Genomic DNA, 18,321 nt, shown 5'->3' with positions numbered 1-18,321 from the left:
TTTTTTAATGCATTTCCTTACCTTAGGTCAAATTAAGCTGCGGAATGGAAACATTAAAATATGTATATCAACACCCCTTGTTTGAAACAAAGGACTTTACGCTCATCAGTGATGTACATGAGAAAATACAGTGTCCGAAAGGAGAATTGTTGTTACAAAAAGGACAAGTTGCAAATGAGTATTATATTATAGAAAGTGGCCTCACTCGATCTTACCTATATGATTACGAAGGCAACGAAATTACCATCGATTTCAAGGGAGACAAAGAAATCGCTATCGAGGTAGCCTCGATTTTTCAGCGCGTACCTACACAGGAATATATACAATGCCTTACCGACTGCACCCTATGGAAAGTCAAGTTTGATGACTTTCAAGAGCTTTTCCACCAAATTCCTGCAATGCGGGAATGGGGTCGCGCCTGGATGGCATTCGAATTATATTTGAGCAAAAAAAGAGCCACAGAGATGATTACAGAACCAGCTACCAAACGCTATCTTCAACTGATGCAGGAAAGACCTCAGATCATACAACAGGCCCCTCTCAAATACATCGCTACCTATCTTGGCATAACCGATACATCACTAAGCCGTATCCGCAAAGAAATAGCACATACCTAAAATACCAAAAGTAAAGCATCTATGTATAAGATTATTCTAGCCTTAATGACTCTATTAATAACAATTTCTTGCCAGAACCAACCAAAGAAACAACAACCGCAAGAGGATCGAGTAACTGTAGCGAAAGCGGAGAAGGAAAGCATGATAAAATCCAAGTTGGCATCTAAAAATCTATCTCCAGATAACTTGAATATCTTATTCGTAGCCTATAAAAACACGGATAAACTAGAGCTATATGCCAAAGCACAAACAGACGACTACTATGCACTGCTCCAGACCTATGCAATATGTAAGCGTTCTGGCGTATTAGGCCCCAAAAAAGCAGAAGGCGACAAACAAGTCCCCGAGGGATTCTACTATATAGACCGTTTTAATCCCCAAAGCTTATACTACCTCTCTTTGGGTCTCAATTACCCCAATGAACTGGACAAAAGCCTTGGGTACACCGGATCGGATATATTCATACATGGAAAATGTGAAACGGTCGGATGTCTGCCTATGACAGATGAGCTTATTAAAGAAATATATCTTTACGCCTTATTGGCACAAGAATCCGGTCAACAGCAAATCCCAGTTTACATTTTCCCATTTGAAATGACAAACGAGAATATCGAAAATTTCAAATCCGAAACAGACGAAACTACTTTAGCTTTTTGGAAAAACCTACAAGAAGGATACGCACTATTTCAGAAAAACTCAAAGGCACTACACTATTCCGTACAGAATGGACGATATGTGTTTGATTAGATCGTTGTGTAATTTTAAACGAAGGTTTATTATCGATATCTTTTTGTCGCTCAAGCCGCGACTGGCTCCTCGTTTTGTCTTGCCAAAATGAGGTAAAAGCGCGTCACTGTGCCGGCTTGCCACAACGGGTCACCATTACTACAATTGGCAACCCGCCAAGGTGACATTTTCCAAAATGCAAGTAATTGCGAACAATCAGTGTAAGTAGAACGATCGACCTTGTAGCGTATGGAGTCAAAGGCCGTAAAGCTATAGTAGTACAACAGTACATCTTGCAATAGGTAAGGATTTTCAGTCTTGGGTAGGCTATAGCCGGGAGACCTAGGAAACCGCCTTGATTGCTTTACGTGCTGTGATGAACATAGGCTATACAGTCTTGATTTTTTTGCTTCGTTTTTTGATCAAGCAAAAAATGAAGGCCCTGTCCTGGCAAGGACAAAAGATATTTTAATGGTTCCTTAAATTTCTTCCACCTCTTCAAAGTCAGAAATATTTATCCTTCCCACTCCTTTATTCTCCTTAAATTTTAGCAGTTTTGCAGCACTAAAATAAAAATCAAAGTGCCGAAGAAGAGTTACATAATCGTTCTTAAGAGAATTTCTTATATATTGACTGGATCAATTGCTGCAATATTATTAGCAATGCTTATCCTGCCGTATTTTTTCAAAGATCAAATCAATAATACCCTCAAAGAAATCGCTAATAAAACAATCAATGGTACTCTAGATTACCGTGATGTTAATGTTAGTTTCTTTACCCATTTCCCATCCTTAACAACCTCTGTACACGATGTACAATTGAAAGGATCTGCGCCTTTTCAGGACAGCACATTATTGGCAGTAAAAGAAATCAGTATAGGAATAGATTTACTATCGCTATTCAAGGACAAGATCGTTTTGGATAAAATGATTTTGACAGATGGACGGATCAATGTACTGGTAGACTCACTAGGGGCTGCAAACTACAACATATATACAGGCGCAGACACAACTACGCAAGCCAAAGAAGAAGACACCTCCGATGGACAGATTGCCTTCAAATTATTAAAACTGAAGAATGTAGACCTTCATTATTCAGATGCGTCATTACCGATGCTTATTGAAGCTAAGAACATTGATTACGAAGGAAAAGGAGATTTGACCTCATCTATTTTTGACTTGAAGACTAATGCAAAAATAGAAGCATTTTCCTTCATGTTTGACAACGAGAAATATATTGAGCACAAAAGTATCGACGCTCAGCTTATTACACAGATAAATACCGGTGACCTATCTTTTGTATTTGAAAAAAACGACATCCGCATCAATAAACTTCCCGTACGCTTCAAAGGTTCTTTCGCTTTTCTCCCTAATGGCTACCACCTAGATTTCAAGCTAAAGTCCCAAGAGAGCACGCTGAATGAATTGCTGTCACTAGTTCCTAAAGCTTACGCCGACTGGCTAAAAGATACACAGGTAAAAGGTACCTCCGAAGTATTTATGAATCTAATCGGAGACTATATAGCCGATGAACATAAAATGCCAGATCTCAGCTTAGGCTTGATCATCAATGACGGATATCTCGCATACAAGGGCGCCAAAACACCGATTTCAGAATGGAATGCAAAATTCAGGGTAGACCTACCGCAAATGAATATGGACTCACTAGCTATTGACCTGCGTCAATTTGAATTTAAGATAGCCAATGGCTTCTTCAAAACCGAAGGACATATCGCTGGTGTAGACCCCATGAACATCCGCTCGACAGTCAACAGCTCATTGGACCTAGGAAGCCTTTATCAAGCCGTACAGTGGCCCGACTTCACTTTTGCAGGACAGCTCGACCTTAATGGAACAATAGATGGCGCCTATGCTACAGACACCCTGACCTACGGTCTCCGCAAGAAGAAAGAAGTATATATTTCTTCTATTCCCACATTCAACATTAAAAATGTATTGAAAAACGGGTACTTCAAGCTGACTAGCCTCCCAATGGCTATTGAAAAGATAGCATATGTACTTGAAGCATCAGGTGCCGACAATCAATTGAAAAATGCCAAAATTGCACTAAAAGATATAGATATCGTTGCCTTAAACAACTTTATAAAAGGACACGCAGATATCAAAGATTTTCAAAAACTCCATCTTGACGCAAATGTACAGGCGGATATCGACCTTTCGGATATTAAGAAAATATATCCTATCCAGGACGTGGAAATCGCGGGGAATGTCTTTGTAAATATCATTTCCAAAGGATTTATGGATCTGAAAAAAAACATAATCCCTGAAACCAGTGCGACCATAAGCATGAAAAATGGTTATTTCATGACTACAGACTATCCCGTTCCTTTGGAGGAGATACAAGTAGAGACCTATATCAATAGTAAAAAAGGTTCCTTGCGTGATTTAAGTGTGAAAATACTGCCAATTTCTTTCAAACTTGCAGGCGACCCCTTCTTTCTAAATGCGGATTTCCAAAACTTTAACAACATCAAATATGCCGTAAAATCGAAGGGAAAACTAAACCTTGGTCCTATTTACAAAATCTTTGCATTAGAAGGCACAAATATCGATGGCTATATACGTACAGATCTCGATCTCGCAGGCCTACAAAGCGACGCCCTACAGGGACGATACAGCCGTCTCAAGAATGATGGAAATATTGATATTGGCAATATCAGAATAGATACCGAGCTACTTCCTCAACCAGTGCGTATTAAAAGTGGAAAATTCTCGTTTAAAGAGGAAAAACTAAATTTTGACAAATTTGTTGCCCAATACGCAAACAACGAATTGAGCGTAAAAGGATATATCAACAATATCATTAATTACCTGACCCTAGACACGGATGTACTAAAAGGTAATTTTGACATACACAGCCGTAAAATAAATCTGGATGACTTCATGGCATTCAGCACTCCCTCGAGCACATCTGCATCGACAGGTAGCTCTGGTGTAATATTACTACCTAAAAATCTAGACATAGAAGTGGTAGGCGTAGCCGACCAAGTAACCTATGACCAGCTTTTAATTCAAAAATTCAGAGGAAACTTAAAACTGAAAGACGGTAAGCTCGCTCTCGAGAACACGGGGTTCCAACTCGCAGGACTCACTACGGACATGCAAATGAACTACCAGCCTATCAACCCTTATAAAGCCAAATTTGACTTTAAGGTTAAGGCCGATAGTTTCGATATACAACGTGCCTACCACGAAATACCAATGTTCCAACAGATGGTTACTAGTGCAAAAGATGCACACGGTATCATTTCCCTAGATTACGAACTTGCAGGATTACTAGATGCCAACATGAACCCGATCATGCCATCGATACAGGGACAGGGGATATTAAGCTTGAACCAGATCCGATTCAAAAACTTCAAATTGCTCAACGGTATCAGTCAAGCAACTTCCAAAGAGGGTTTTCTAGATGCCGATCTCAAAAAAGTAAATATACATAGCTCCATCAAAAACAATGTTATGACCATCCCGCGTACCAAAATGAAGATGGCTGGTTTCAGACCACGCTTTGAAGGACAGGTCACTTTAGACGGACGAATGAATATCGGGTTTAGATTAGGACTTCCCCCACTCGGAATATTAGGTATACCGATGCGAATCAATGGTACTTCCGACAACTTCAAGATCAAGCTTGGGCGTTATAAGGAAGATGATCTAGATACGGAAATGGATGAAGAAGACAAAGCTGCTTACGATGCTTCGATGCAGCAAGACAGCTTGTCTAATAAATCGTAATACAGAGTTTATCTATTTCTTTTTGCTTTCTTTCTTAGGGAAGCCCGAATTAAAGACCTTATCCCATATTGCTGAGCTAACGCCAAATCCTTTTTCAGGATCTGAGTAATGGTGCAGCATATGGTGATCTTTAATCTTCTTGAAAAGCCCTGACTTAAAGTTGGCGTGATGCATTGCATAATGGCACTCATCATAAATCAAGTACCCAAACAAAAAACCAGCGAAAAAAGAAGCTAAAGTAAATTCAGGAAAGAAAATATAAAAAATAAAGTAAATAATCGTAGCCATAGGGATACTCGCAGATAGCGGCATCACCAAACGTAAACGATCCTTCGGATAATCATGGTGTACACCGTGGAATATAAAATGTATACGCTGTCCAAATTTACTCTTAGGTTCAAAATGAAACACCCAACGGTGTAAGATGTATTCTGCGAACGTCCAAAAAGCCAAACCGAGTAAAAAATACAAGACAATATCACCCACCGACATCTCCCCCATCACATAGGACTTGCGTATAAAATAAATAATAACTGGAATCCAAAAAATTAAAGGAACGGTAAAATGTACCTTCGTCAATGATTCTAAAAAATCATTCTTAAACATTCGCGTCGATTCCGTTGAATTTGAAACGTAATTTTTCTTTGCCATAAATCGATTGATTCAATCTCTGCTCTAACAATAATCTCCAAAAAAGGTTAACACAAAATTAATGTTCACAAATAACATTCAAAAGACCTGTTCGTCATATTTATGTCCCAATACTGACTTTTATACCCGTAAGGTTAAAACGAAATAAAACCCGCCAAACCCCAATTACAAATTTCAGATACCTAAAATTACAAAGAATTTTGTAATTTTACCCTGCGAGAAACAGCCCTTACATCACCCTTAGCATAATTAAAGTAACATTAATGATTGATGAAATAAACGGTTCTGAGGACAATAATTTAGAGAACAACCAACAACAGGAATCTGAACAGACCAGCAATACTATACCCTTATCAGGGCTTTATGAGAACTGGTTCTTAGACTATGCATCCTATGTTATATTAGATCGGGCAGTGCCTCATATCAATGATGGCTTCAAACCCGTGCAGCGTCGTATCCTTCACTCTTTAAAAGAGATGGATGACGGCCGCTTTAATAAGGCCGCCAATGTGGTCGGAAATACCATGAAGTACCACCCGCATGGTGATGCTTCTATTGGTGATGCTATGGTACAGATTGGTCAAAAAGACCTTTTGATTGAATGTCAGGGAAACTGGGGCGATCCTGTAACCGGAGACTCTGCTGCTGCCCCACGTTATATCGAAGCAAGGCTTTCCAAATTTGCAAACGAAGTCGTATTCAACCCGGATACCACAGAATGGCAATTGAGCTATGATGGCCGTAATAAGGAACCGCTCACCCTTCCCGTCAAGTTCCCACTATTACTTGCACAAGGAGCTGAGGGGATTGCCGTAGGTCTAGCGACGAAAATTATGCCCCATAACTTTATCGAGCTTATTGCAGGATCTATCCAAGTATTGAAAGGAGAAAGACCGGATATTTACCCTGACTTCCCAACAGGAGGACTCGCAGACGTATCTAACTATAATGAAGGACAACGTGGTGGAAAAATCAGGGTCAGGGCTAAGATTGAAGAAAGGGATAAAAAAACACTTGCTATCACAGAGATACCTTATGGAACCACTACAGGGGGGCTAATCGAAAGTATTGTATCTGCCAACGATAAAGGCAAAATAAAAATTAAGAAGATTGAGGATAACACCGCAAAAGAGGTGGAGATCATTGTCCACCTTGCTCCAGGTATATCGCCCGATGTAACCATAGATGCCCTTTATGCATTTACATCTTGTGAATCCTCAATATCTCCTAACACCTGTGTTATCAAGGATAATAAACCGCACTTTATGAGTGTGAATGACATCTTGATTAAAAACACCGAGCAGACCAAAGATCTTCTCAAACAAGAGTTGGAAATCCGTCTACGGGAGCTTCAAGAGAAAATTTTCTTCAGCAACCTACTCAAGATCTTTATTCAAGAAGGGATGTACAAACATCCAGACTACGAAAACTCGGGAGATTTTGACACTGTTGTACAAGTATTGACCAGACTTTTCACGCCTTTCTTTGAGCAATTCTACCGCGAAATCACAGCAGAAGACTATAAAAAGCTGATCGATAAACCAATGAGTAGTATCACCCGCTTTGACGTCAAAAAAGCTGATGAGCAAATGAAAGCATTGGAAGACGAGATCAAAGAGGTCAAGAAAAATCTACGTCAGCTTACCGAATTTACCATTAGCTGGTTTGAAAGACTACATACCAAATACGCTAAAGGACGTGAACGAAAAACCGAACTCCGTGTATTTGACAAAGTAGAAGCCTCGCAGGTAGCCTTAGCCAATGCCAAACTCTACGTAAACCGTGAAGAAGGATTCATTGGAACAGGTATGAAAAAGGATGAGTTCGTATCTGACTGTTCGGATATAGATGACATCATCGTGTTCCGCGAAGACGGCAAATACAGCGTGGTTAAAGTACAGGACAAAGTATTTGTCGGAAAAGACATCATCCATGTCGCTGTATTCAAAAAAGGAGATGATCGCACCATTTACAATGCCATATATATAGACGGACCTAATGGCACAACCTATATTAAGCGTTTTGCTGTAACAGCGGTTACTAGGGACAAAGATTACGACATCAGCAAGGGTACAAAGGGATCGAAAATTCTTTATTTTACAGCCAACCCGAATGGAGAAGCTGAGGTGGTACACATCCAGCTCAAGCCGCACACCAAGCTACGAAAATTAACTTTCGACCAGGATTTTGCAGAAATCGCAATTAAAGGTAGAGCATCTATGGGGAATATCGTTTCGAAATATCCTGTTAAGAAAATCACCTTCAAAAGCGCTGGCGTATCTACCCTGGCAGGCCGCAAGATATGGTACGACGAAGTATTGAAGCGACTAAATGCGGAAGAAAGAGGTAAATTCTTGGGTGAATTTGATGGAGACGACAAAATCCTACAGGTCTTCCAGGACGGTTCTTTTGAGTTATCAAACTTCGACCTTAACAATCATTTTGATGAAAAAATGATCCGTATAGAAAAACATTTTCCAGACCATGTGTACACAGCTGTACATCAGGACGGAAAATCAGATGCATACTATGTCAAACGTTTTGTCTTTGACGATATACAGATCGGTAAACGAATTTCGTTCATCAATGAAGAACCAGGTTCAAAATTGATTCTATTGACGAACAATCCAGATCCAGTGGTTAGAATTGACCAACTGAAAGGAAAATCTCAATTAGCGGAAACCATAGAACAATCTTTGAATGAACTAATTGATGTCAAGAAAATCAAGGCACAGGGCAATAGGCTTTCTTTCCATAACGTACAAAAAGTAACTAGCCTGAAAGAAGAGATTGACCTAACTGCACCTCCTATCAGCGAACCGGAAAAAGAAACATCCGAATCGGATTCCATTACATTGGAAATTACCAATCCAGATGATATACAAACCGATGACGGTGGTCAAATCGAATTATTTTAAAACAAGAAAGGAGCTATCATTTAGCTCCTTTCTTGTTTTAACAGAACTCAAGGTACCTCCTCTTTCTTTATTCAGTAGTTTTCCGATTTTCATTAAATTTTCAACATAAAAACGCAAAAACATTTAATTAATTCATTATTATTTGCACTTCTTTGCCTTTTTATCGTAATTTAGACATTACTTAATAAGATCCTCCTCACGATTGAGATTATGATTATGATAAAAAAACTTACATACTTCTACTTTCCGATATTAGCGATTTTTTCATCGGTGACCACCTCGGCACAAGTCGATTCTACAAAATACAAAAGTATAATAGCGGCTATAGAAGAAGCTAAATTAAAATTTGCTCCGGATAAAAGGACGAAACTAATCGAACTCACGAATGCTGACTTACAGACAAACACCTATACGATACAAACAACAGAAACCAATGCCCTTTCTTTCTTAGAGGAGAAGTTACAAAAAAGTGGCGCACAGCTTAACATGAAGCTGTATCCCGACACTTCCGTTGGTACTACCCCCGTAGGGATTATTAACCTATCCGTAGCAAATCTACGTACAAAACCGGGACATGCTTCCGAAATGGCTTCACAAGCTCTTTTAGGAACACAAGTAGACCTATTACAAAAATCTAACGGAGAATACAGAGTTCGCACCCCTGAAGGTTACATTTCTTGGGTACCTACTTCTTCGCTTGTACCAATGACGAAGGCAGATCTATTAGGATGGAAAAACCGGAAAAAAGTAGTCTATACCAATGATTTCGGTAAAGCCTATTCAAAACCAGACGTAAAAAGTATCCGTATATCGGATTTGGTCTACGGCAATATATTAGCTTTACAAAAAGAGACTTCACAATATTATGAAGTTGCTTACCCAGATGGACGAATTGGATACATTCCTAAGGACGAAGCCATTGTAATGGAAGAGTGGATAAAATCTAGAAATCTTACTGCCGACAACGTCCTAAGCAGTGCCAAAAGTATGCTGGGGCTACCTTACCTTTGGGGAGGCACTTCTGTCAAGGGAGTAGATTGCAGTGGTTTTACCAAGACCGCATTCTTTATGAACGGTTACGTCATACCTCGTGACGCTTCTCAACAAGTACTAGCTGGCGAAGCAGTCGACATTTTGGATAGTGAGGGGCACTTTGATGCAAGCAAGGCATTAAAAAACTTAAAACCTGCAGATTTGCTATTCTTTGCTGCCGGTAAAGCAAAAAATGCAAATGCGCGAGTCACACACGTCGCACTTTATATAGGTAATGGTGAGTTTATCCATTCTGCAGGAACCGTACGTATTAACTCTATGCTGAAAGATGCCAACAATTATGATGACTTCCAGACTAGAAGTGTCGTAGCGGCGAAACGCTATATTGGTGCAAACGACAATGCTATCCAAGCCATTCAAGATAATACATTCTACAAAAAATAAAAAAGTCTGTAATACGAATCAGTAAATAAACGATAAATACAACATGAACAGCAATTCCTGGGAAATAAAAAAGATGGGTAAATTTACATTACGTTTTAGGCCTTACACCCTAGAAATGCGTCATGTCTTTACCGTTGCATCGTTCAGCCGAACTACCACCCCTGTCGTATTGACAGAAATCGAATATGAAGGTATTATAGGATACGGTGAGGCTAGTATGCCTCCCTATTTAGGAGAATCTCAAGAAAGCGTATGTAGCTTTCTACGAAAAGTCGACTTAAGTCTATTCTCTTCCCCCTTTGAGACCGAAGAGATACTACACTACGTTGATTTACTCCAGGAGAAGAACACCGCAGCAAAAGCAGCAATTGATATTGCCCTACATGATTTACTGGGCAAAATGATGCAGCAACCCTACTATAAAATATGGGGATTAAATCCAGATCGTATCCCGCCCACTTCCTACACCATAGGTATAGATAGCGAAGAGATGATCAGGAAGAAAGTCAAAGAGGCAGAACAGTTTAAAATATTAAAAGTAAAACTCGGGTTAGATACCGATAAAATGATTATCGATACAATCCGATCGGTTACAGATGTTCCCCTATGTGCGGATGTCAACCAAGGTTGGAAAAACAAGGAAGAAGCACTGGAGATGGCGCATTGGTTGCATGAACAGAATGTCGTATTCTTGGAACAACCTATGCCAAAAGAGATGATTGACGAGAACGCTTGGCTAACAGCTCACTCGCCTATTCCTACTATTGCAGATGAAGGCTGCCAACGTCTGGTTGATGTTCCAAAACTAAAAGACGTGTATACAGGTATTAATATCAAACTGATGAAGTGTACAGGAATGCGTGAAGCCAAGCAGATGGCCGAACTAGCCCGTGCGCTGGAGATGAAAGTGATGCTGGGTTGTATGACCGAGACATCCTGTGCTATCTCTGCTGCTGCTCAGCTCGCTCCTTTGGTAGATTGGGCTGATCTAGATGGAGCACTGCTCATCGGAAATGATATTTACGACGGGATGACTGTACGCGATGGTCTGTGTATCCTGCCGGATCGTCCAGGCATAGGTGTTTTAAAAAGCACGTAAACAACAAAAAAACAAATCTCCGGTCGCAAGCCGACCGGAGTACCAAATAAACTTAATAATTATAAACTAAATAAACCTTATTCATGAAAAATCATCTACTCACCACACTATGTGTGATGGCGAGCGCTGGTTTACAGGTTGTAAACGCGCAGCAAGTTTCAATTGCTGGGAAGGTTACCGATCAGAATGGAGCACCCCTATCTGGTGTCACAGTCGCGATCAAAGGTACATCTAATGCAGCATCCACAAATTCCAGTGGACTCTTCACCCTCAATGCAGACCAAAATTCGACTTTAGTCGTTTCAGCAGTGGGCTATATCTCTCAAGAGATCCCTGTAAAAGGCCGTAAGACAATTAGTGTAACCTTGGCATCCGACGAACAGGCAATCGACGAAGTAATGGTTGTAGCCTATGGTACCGCCAAAAGAAGCTCCTTTACAGGTTCAGCAGCTACAGTTAGTGCCAAAGACATCGATAAACAACCCGTTACTTCTTTTGAAAAAGCACTATCAGGGCAAGTCGCTGGCTTGACAGTGACAACAAATTCAGGACAAGCAGGAGCAGTTTCTTCTATTCGATTAAGAGGTATTGGTTCCATGAACGCTTCAAACGAGCCTTTATATGTTATTGATGGAGTTCCCGTGGTTTCAGGAGATATTTCTCAGATGTCAGGACAGATTGCTACTTCTAATAATATAATGAGCACTCTTAATCCAAATGACATCGAAAGCCTCACTGTATTAAAAGATGCGGCAGCAGCTTCGCTTTATGGCTCTAGAGCTGCAAACGGAGTAATCATTATAACGACAAAAAGGGGTAAGACAGGAAGTCCGAAAATTAATTTTAAAAGTTCACTTGCCCTAAGTCCAACCTGGGCAACAGACAACTACGAATCAGCATCTCCTCAGGACCAAATCAACATGCTTTATAGCATTCTCTATGATTCAAGAATAGCTGCAGGTCGAACTCCAGAACAAGCGAATGAACAAACATTAATGCGTTTAAACTCTAGAAACTGGACTCCTGGGACATCCTATGGGCAACCTAACTCGGGTTATGGTTTTGGTATTCATGGCTATGAGTTCTCAACGAATGGTACTTCTATGTTTGAGAATGTAATTATCAAAGGAAAAACTGATGGTGTAGAAAATAGAGATGGAAAATTCTTTGATTGGGATAAGGTATTTTTCCGCACAGGGAAATTCAACACGAATGATGTTTCCATAAGTGGAGGTACTGAAACGACAAGCTATTTTTCTTCTTTAGGGTATACTTCTGACAAAAGTAGAGCTGTGATCAACAACTATGACCGCATCAATGGTCGAGTGAATCTTACACAGAAAATAGGCTCTATAGCAGAATTTAACGCCAACGTTAACATAGCCAACACAAAACAATCAGGGGTAAATGATACTCGAAATACAAGTACAAGTTATCTGTTCCAATCAAGAAATCTATTTTGGCCATTCTATTGGCCTACAGACTATAAGACAGGAAAACCATGGACAGATCGATATAATAGCTACGCACAGAACCATGATTACTACAACAATGAATGGGAAAACTCGACAAATACCCGTCGGATATCAGCGGCTCCTTCATTAACTGTTTTCTTATTGCCTGAATTAAACATCAAAACGATATTTTCCTATGATAATGCAGAAGCAAAGGATCATATATACTTTAGTGCAAATCACTATGCCGCTTCTTCCGTCTTTGGATCAGTATCAGAGATGTCTACCAATGTCGAGAAATTGGTATCTTCTACAACAGCGAACTACAACAAATCCTTTGGATTACACAATTTAGGACTTTTGGTTGGTTTTGAAGCGGAAAAAAACCAAACTAAATATATGCGTTCTTCTGGTACAGACCTTCCAAACTCTGAGTTACATACTGTTGCTACTGCAGGAGTCTTGGATGCAACAGCATACAGCTGGGGTAACAACATGCTATCTGTACTATCCAGAGCGGAATACAACTACAACGAGAAATACTATGGATCTGCCTCCTATAGACGTGATGGTTCTTCAAAACTAGGCCCAGATGTCCGTTGGGGCAACTTTTGGTCAGTTGCTGCTTCTTGGAATTTAGCAAAAGAAGATTTCTTAAAAGATATCAGTAGTATAAATAGCTTAAGATTGAGAGGTTCCTACGGTGTCAATGGTACCCTACCCACAGACAATTATGCTTGGAGACCTTTAGTTACTTTTGGAAATAAGTATATGACAAGACCCGGCGGGGGTCTTGGAAACTCTCCCAACCCTAATCTTACTTGGGAAACGAACTATGCATCTAATATTGCACTAGAGTTTGGAATACTACAGAACAAACTATTTGGAACGATAGAATATTATAATCGTGATACAAAAGATTTGATACAAGACGTCCCACAATCTATGATTACGGGTTTCAGTTCTTCTGTCAAGAACGTAGGACAAATTAATAATAGGGGGCTAGAGTTCACTTTAGGCTCTGATATTGTTAACAATGAAAATGTAAAATGGACATTGAGTGTAAACGGAGCAACCATCAAATCAAAAGTAGTTTCACTCAATGAGGGAGCCCAGGTTGTGTGGTATGACCCAACTGGAGGTGATGCACGCACACGCTTGGTATATAGAGAAGGACAGCCGACTTTGTCTTTCTATGGATTAGAATGGGCTGGGACTGACCCTTCCAACGGAAAAAATGTATGGTTTGTCAATAACTCAAAAGACGATTCTAAAGGAGATTTTCTATACGAAGGAAGAGGCGCGACAAACGATTACACAAAAGCACAACAGGTTATTATCGGAAGTGGTATTCCTAAATTATTTGGCGGTATCAACTCCAATGTGGAGTATAAAAACTTTGCTTTAGGGCTCAACTTCAATTACAAGATTGGCGGAAAAATCTATGATGCAGGCAATAGAGATGTCGCTGATGATGGCTATTACTGGGAACGTATCCATGCTCAATATTTCGTAGAAGATACCTGGAGACCAGACAACACGTCTGCACACTTCCCAATGGTATCTGGGCGCGATCTGGAAGACGTAAACCAAGTTAGTAGCCGTCACCTCTATGACGCCTCCTTTCTACGTTTGAAAAACGTATCCTTGGCTTATAATCTCCCTAAATCATTACTAAATTCTGTTAAAATCAGTAATGCACGGGTCTACTTCAATGGTAGCAATCTTCTAACTTTCAGCAAATACAAAAATGCGGACCCTGAAGTAAATCAATATAGTACAAGAGGTTGGGAAACACCTATCGCTAAAACGTATACTTTTGGAATTGACTTTAGTTTTTAACTTTAATTAGACAAATCATGAAAAATATAATATTAGCATCCTGTGTATTTGCAGTATGTAGCTTTGCTTCATGTAGTGGCTTTCTGGATGTAGTTCCTACAAATTCAATAGATGCCAATCAATCGATCAAAACTGCTGCGGACGCTCAAGTTATCATTCGAGGATTGATGAGTAAAATGGCAAGTGGGTCCTACTATGGCCGTAACTTCCCTCTTTATGCTGACACAAAAGGAGGAGATATCACCATCACCTCCCAAGGTAGAGGATATGACTATCTATATGTGTTCAACCATTCTAAGAATACAAACAACTACTCCAGCATTTGGTCTCAGGGATATCACTGTATTGCACAGATTAATGATCTCCTAAGTGAAATAGAGAAACTAAAAACTAATGGATCTACGGAAAACTTTGACAACTCAATCGGACAAGCTTTGACTGCTAGGGCTATGATCTATTTTGACCTAGTCCGGTTATATGGTGAACCTTATAATAAAAACAAGACAGCATTTGGCGTACCGATAACTCTTACTAGACTGGAAATGGAAGATCAATTAGGTCGAAACACAGTTGAAGAGAATTATACGCAGATACTAAAAGATCTAAAAGATTCAGAATCCCTGCTGTCTAAGAGCAAAACAAATGGCTTTCTAAATTATTATGCTAACAGGGCTATGCAAGCTAGAGCTTATCTCTACATGGAGGATTTTACCAATGCACTAGCAGCAGCAGAATCAGTCATTACACCTAATGTGTACAAACTCTACGAAAATAGCGGATGGGTAGATTCATGGACTACCGAATTTGGTACGGAATCTATTTTTGAATTGGGCATCTATGCAAAAGAAGGTGATCTAGGGAACACGTCACTTGGGGCTTACTACCGTCGCAGAGGCCATCCTAACACGACAATAGCAGCAGGATACTTTACTGCAAGTACTGACTTTATTAACCTTTTAAATCAAGATGCCAATGATGTTAGAAAAGGAGTGATGTCCTATGACGAAGTTTCCAGTACAAGATTTGGTGCATCTTATAAATATAGTGGTAGTACAACGCTAGCAGGTGATAAGAAAACGCCAAGCAACACTACTGCTGTAAATATTAAAGTGATTCGATTATCAGAAGTATACCTTATTGCAGCAGAAGCGGCTTTACGTTCAAGTACCCCTGATCTTGTAAAAGCATCCACTTATCTAAATGCAATAAGAAAAAGATCTCCGAATCTTATGCCAAGTAGTCAAGCAACAATCACAATGGATATGATTGCCAACGAACGTTCAAAAGAGCTCTTCACCGAGGGACACCGCTTTTTTGACATGATGCGCTGGAACAAGTCAATTACTTTTGACGATGACCTCGGCTCTATTCCTCATACTCACAGAGAGAAAACAATAGATAGAACATTCTACAAAACACTATTACCTATTCCTCTTGGCGAAATGGACGCAAATAAAGTAATCCAAAGTCAACAAAACCCGGGGTACGAGTAACAAATCAAAGGGGCGATATCTATCGCCCCTTTTTATTAATCTTAAAACAAAGTCTTAGCTATCCCTCCATCGAGAGGAATCGCTGCACCAGTCAAAAAAGATGCATAATCGGACGCCAAAAAAGCAGTCAGATAACCGTACTCCTTTGGATCTCCCAACCTTTTCACTGGTACAGAAGAAACCCGCTGCTTCCTGATATCTCCCACATCTACACCTACAGACTTAGCTTGATTTTCCATCAAGCTATTCAACCGATCCGTATCAAAATAGCCCGTCAGAATAGAATTTACAGTAACCCCATCCGCAGCAACAGCATTAGATAAGCTTTTACTCCACGAAACCAAAGCTGTACGCATTGTATTCGACAGCACCAAGCTATCCTGAGGTTCTTTCACCGTCATAGACGAAACATTGATAATACGTCCAAATCCTTGTGATTGCATATGAGGCAAGGCCAAACGGCTAGCAAATACAGCATTCTGAAACAACAGATCAAAAGCCTGTTGATAATCCACCTCTTCCTTATGCAGTACATCCCCCGCCTGAGGGCCATTGGTGTTATTCACTAAAATATCTACGGTATGATTTTCAAAATAATACTTCAAATTACCCTTGTGGGATTCATAATCGTTAAAATCAGTAATAAGATAACAGTGTTCTTGTCCCGCATCGGTATTCAAATCGGCTAATACCGCCTTGACCTTTTCCTCAGACCGGGCCATTAGGGTAACTGATGCCCCACATGCTGCAAGCTCCATAGCTATCGCTCGACCAATTCCCGAAGAACTCCCTCCGACCAGAGCCTTCTTTCCATTTAATAATATTTTCATCTGTACTGTTTAGGAATTCAAAATACAGTTGCCTCTTCGACAGCAACCCTATCAAACCTAAATAAAATATACGAATATACCGCACAAAAAACACGTAAACCAACGACTTCAATCCCTTTTTGGATATCCCTCCTCATCTAGATCGTCCCGACGATCCTCTTCATCTTTAGCAATCTCTTTGTCCAATTTCGACAACTTCAAATTCCCCTTCCCTGTCACGCGCATCCCTGAATTCTCCAATTCTTCGGCTTTTAGATCATCCAGATCTGCATACTCTGACCCTACAAAGGGGTTAGATGCATCATAAGTAGAAACATCCGATTCAGCCCCCTGACTCAACGTATCGTAATCAGCAGGATGATCCCAATCCGGATCATTATCATCCACATCGAGACGATAGCTTCCCCTCCCCTCGTCAAAAGCTAGGTCATTCACTTCCAATCGCTCACCTTCGTCATCCTCTTCAAAAAAATCTTCTTCTGGATCAACGTAATTATTCAATAGCATAATACCCTCCTTCTCTTGTTATATTAAGATCTCACAGAGCTCTGTACCCTATAAACAAATTACGATATAAAATAGTTTTTCTTAAAAATCCGATTACGACCTACATAGAAGAGAACAGCTCTCCGTTGGGCTTTGAAATACAGTTGATTTTTTTTATATTTACATAACCACTTTTATAAACAATCACAATTATGCAGACGAAAACAGAATTTTTGATCTGGGATAAAATTGTCAACAGCGCAAAAAAACGCTTTGATTACGAACTTTATGCCAATAAATTCAAAAGCTTAGATCCTGATATTTTTGACAAATTGGTTTTACATATTATCGTTGGCTTTGCTAGTGGCGAATGCCATGAAGCCATCTCAACCAACTTACACAACGAGCTCCAACATATCGGTGTCGAAATAAGAGATCAGATTATTGATACTATTGTAGAGGATAAGCATGTCGTATTCAGTGGTGAAATATATGCCGCTTATCTTACTTTTTCGATGCTGGAAGATGGACATAGTGAGATTGAAATCTTAGGCTATGTCACAGATCTGCTCGAAAGTCCAAAGGTACATTAAATCTAAAACAGATCGCTACTGCGCAACATCCACTTTTTATTATTAATTTCGAATGATATTAACAATAAAATGATGATCAATTACGTTTATTTCGCTGCATTCTGGGCCTGTCAGATAGTTGCCAGTATATTATTCAAATGGGGCGGGATAAATCCAAAGTACCATTGGCACGCTTTGATAATCGGAAATGTGATACTACTGTCCGCAAGTTGGTTTTTAATACAATTATTTAAGAACGTGTCTCAGCCTATTGTAATAGCACTTTGTTCTGGAGGGACATTTATTACCGTACAGCTCGCCATGGCATTATATTTCAAAACATCCATTTCCTGGCTACAAATACTAGGCATTTTTGTTATTGTAGCAGGTATGATCATGATTACTTTTGGTGACAAGAATCAAGTACTATAGTAGACTTTC

At 39.8% G+C, this 18,321-nt stretch carries 13 protein-coding genes; 10 read left to right on the top strand and 3 right to left on the bottom strand.

Annotated elements, in window-relative coordinates; all coding sequences use genetic code 11:
* Positions 1-44: 44 nt before the first annotated feature.
* The 3 genes from CLV99_RS11820 (at position 45) to CLV99_RS11810 (ending at position 5,098) form a co-directional block, all read left to right on the top strand.
* The gene (locus tag CLV99_RS11820) at positions 45-617 is read left to right on the top strand and encodes a Crp/Fnr family transcriptional regulator (protein WP_133584715.1); all 573 of its coding nucleotides are present in this window, start codon (positions 45-47) and stop codon (positions 615-617) included.
* 21 nt (positions 618-638) lie between these two features.
* Entirely contained in the window at positions 639-1,364 is a 726-nt protein-coding gene (locus tag CLV99_RS11815) for a L,D-transpeptidase family protein (protein WP_133584714.1), read from the top strand.
* A 560-nt stretch (positions 1,365-1,924) separates the two neighbouring features.
* A complete protein-coding gene (locus CLV99_RS11810; protein ID WP_133584713.1) occupies positions 1,925-5,098 on the top strand; it encodes an AsmA family protein in 3,174 nt (1,057 codons plus the stop codon).
* 12 nt (positions 5,099-5,110) lie between these two features.
* Here the strand turns inward: CLV99_RS11810 and CLV99_RS11805 are convergent, their stop codons facing one another.
* Entirely contained in the window at positions 5,111-5,749 is a 639-nt protein-coding gene (locus CLV99_RS11805; RefSeq protein ID WP_246032749.1) for a sterol desaturase family protein, read from the bottom strand.
* 263 nt (positions 5,750-6,012) lie between these two features.
* On the opposite strand from CLV99_RS11805, the gene CLV99_RS11800 reads away from it, so the two are divergent.
* The 5 genes from CLV99_RS11800 (at position 6,013) to CLV99_RS11780 (ending at position 15,992) form a co-directional block, all read left to right on the top strand.
* Positions 6,013-8,667 (top strand): DNA gyrase/topoisomerase IV subunit A, encoded by a 2,655-nt coding sequence (locus CLV99_RS11800; protein WP_133584712.1) that lies wholly within the window; start codon positions 6,013-6,015, stop codon positions 8,665-8,667.
* A 216-nt stretch (positions 8,668-8,883) separates the two neighbouring features.
* Positions 8,884-10,104 carry a C40 family peptidase gene (locus CLV99_RS11795; RefSeq protein ID WP_133584711.1) on the top strand — a complete coding sequence of 407 codons (1,221 nt, stop codon included), beginning with the start codon at positions 8,884-8,886 and terminating at the stop codon, positions 10,102-10,104.
* 43 nt (positions 10,105-10,147) lie between these two features.
* A complete protein-coding gene (locus tag CLV99_RS11790; RefSeq protein WP_133584710.1) occupies positions 10,148-11,203 on the top strand; it encodes a dipeptide epimerase in 1,056 nt (351 codons plus the stop codon).
* Positions 11,204-11,286: 83 nt separating this feature from the next.
* Positions 11,287-14,499, top strand: a complete 3,213-nt coding sequence (locus tag CLV99_RS11785) for a SusC/RagA family TonB-linked outer membrane protein (protein WP_133584709.1) — start codon at positions 11,287-11,289, stop codon at positions 14,497-14,499.
* A 17-nt stretch (positions 14,500-14,516) separates the two neighbouring features.
* Complete coding sequence (locus tag CLV99_RS11780; RefSeq protein ID WP_133584708.1) at positions 14,517-15,992, top strand: RagB/SusD family nutrient uptake outer membrane protein; 1,476 nt, start codon at positions 14,517-14,519, stop codon at positions 15,990-15,992.
* Between the two features lie 41 nt (positions 15,993-16,033).
* Here CLV99_RS11780 and CLV99_RS11775 read toward each other — a convergent pair whose 3' ends face one another.
* Entirely contained in the window at positions 16,034-16,822 is a 789-nt protein-coding gene (locus CLV99_RS11775; RefSeq protein WP_133584707.1) for an SDR family oxidoreductase, read from the bottom strand.
* Positions 16,823-16,930: 108 nt separating this feature from the next.
* Positions 16,931-17,329, bottom strand: a complete 399-nt coding sequence (locus tag CLV99_RS11770; RefSeq protein ID WP_133584706.1) for a hypothetical protein — start codon at positions 17,327-17,329, stop codon at positions 16,931-16,933.
* A 191-nt stretch (positions 17,330-17,520) separates the two neighbouring features.
* On the opposite strand from CLV99_RS11770, the gene CLV99_RS11765 reads away from it, so the two are divergent.
* Together CLV99_RS11765 and CLV99_RS11760 are read left to right on the top strand one after the other, a co-directional pair.
* Positions 17,521-17,901, top strand: coding sequence for a hypothetical protein (locus CLV99_RS11765; protein ID WP_133584705.1), 381 nt, complete (start codon positions 17,521-17,523; stop codon positions 17,899-17,901).
* Between the two features lie 69 nt (positions 17,902-17,970).
* Positions 17,971-18,312, top strand: coding sequence for a hypothetical protein (locus CLV99_RS11760; RefSeq protein ID WP_246032748.1), 342 nt, complete (start codon positions 17,971-17,973; stop codon positions 18,310-18,312).
* Positions 18,313-18,321: the final 9 nt, after the last annotated feature.

The sequence above is a fragment of the Sphingobacterium yanglingense genome (assembly GCF_004363245.1).
In the GTDB taxonomy this organism is placed as follows: Bacteria; Bacteroidota; Bacteroidia; order Sphingobacteriales; family Sphingobacteriaceae; genus Sphingobacterium; species Sphingobacterium yanglingense.
The sequence above is the reverse complement of the archived record's forward strand: the minus strand, read 5'-3'. Positions and strand labels throughout refer to the sequence as shown.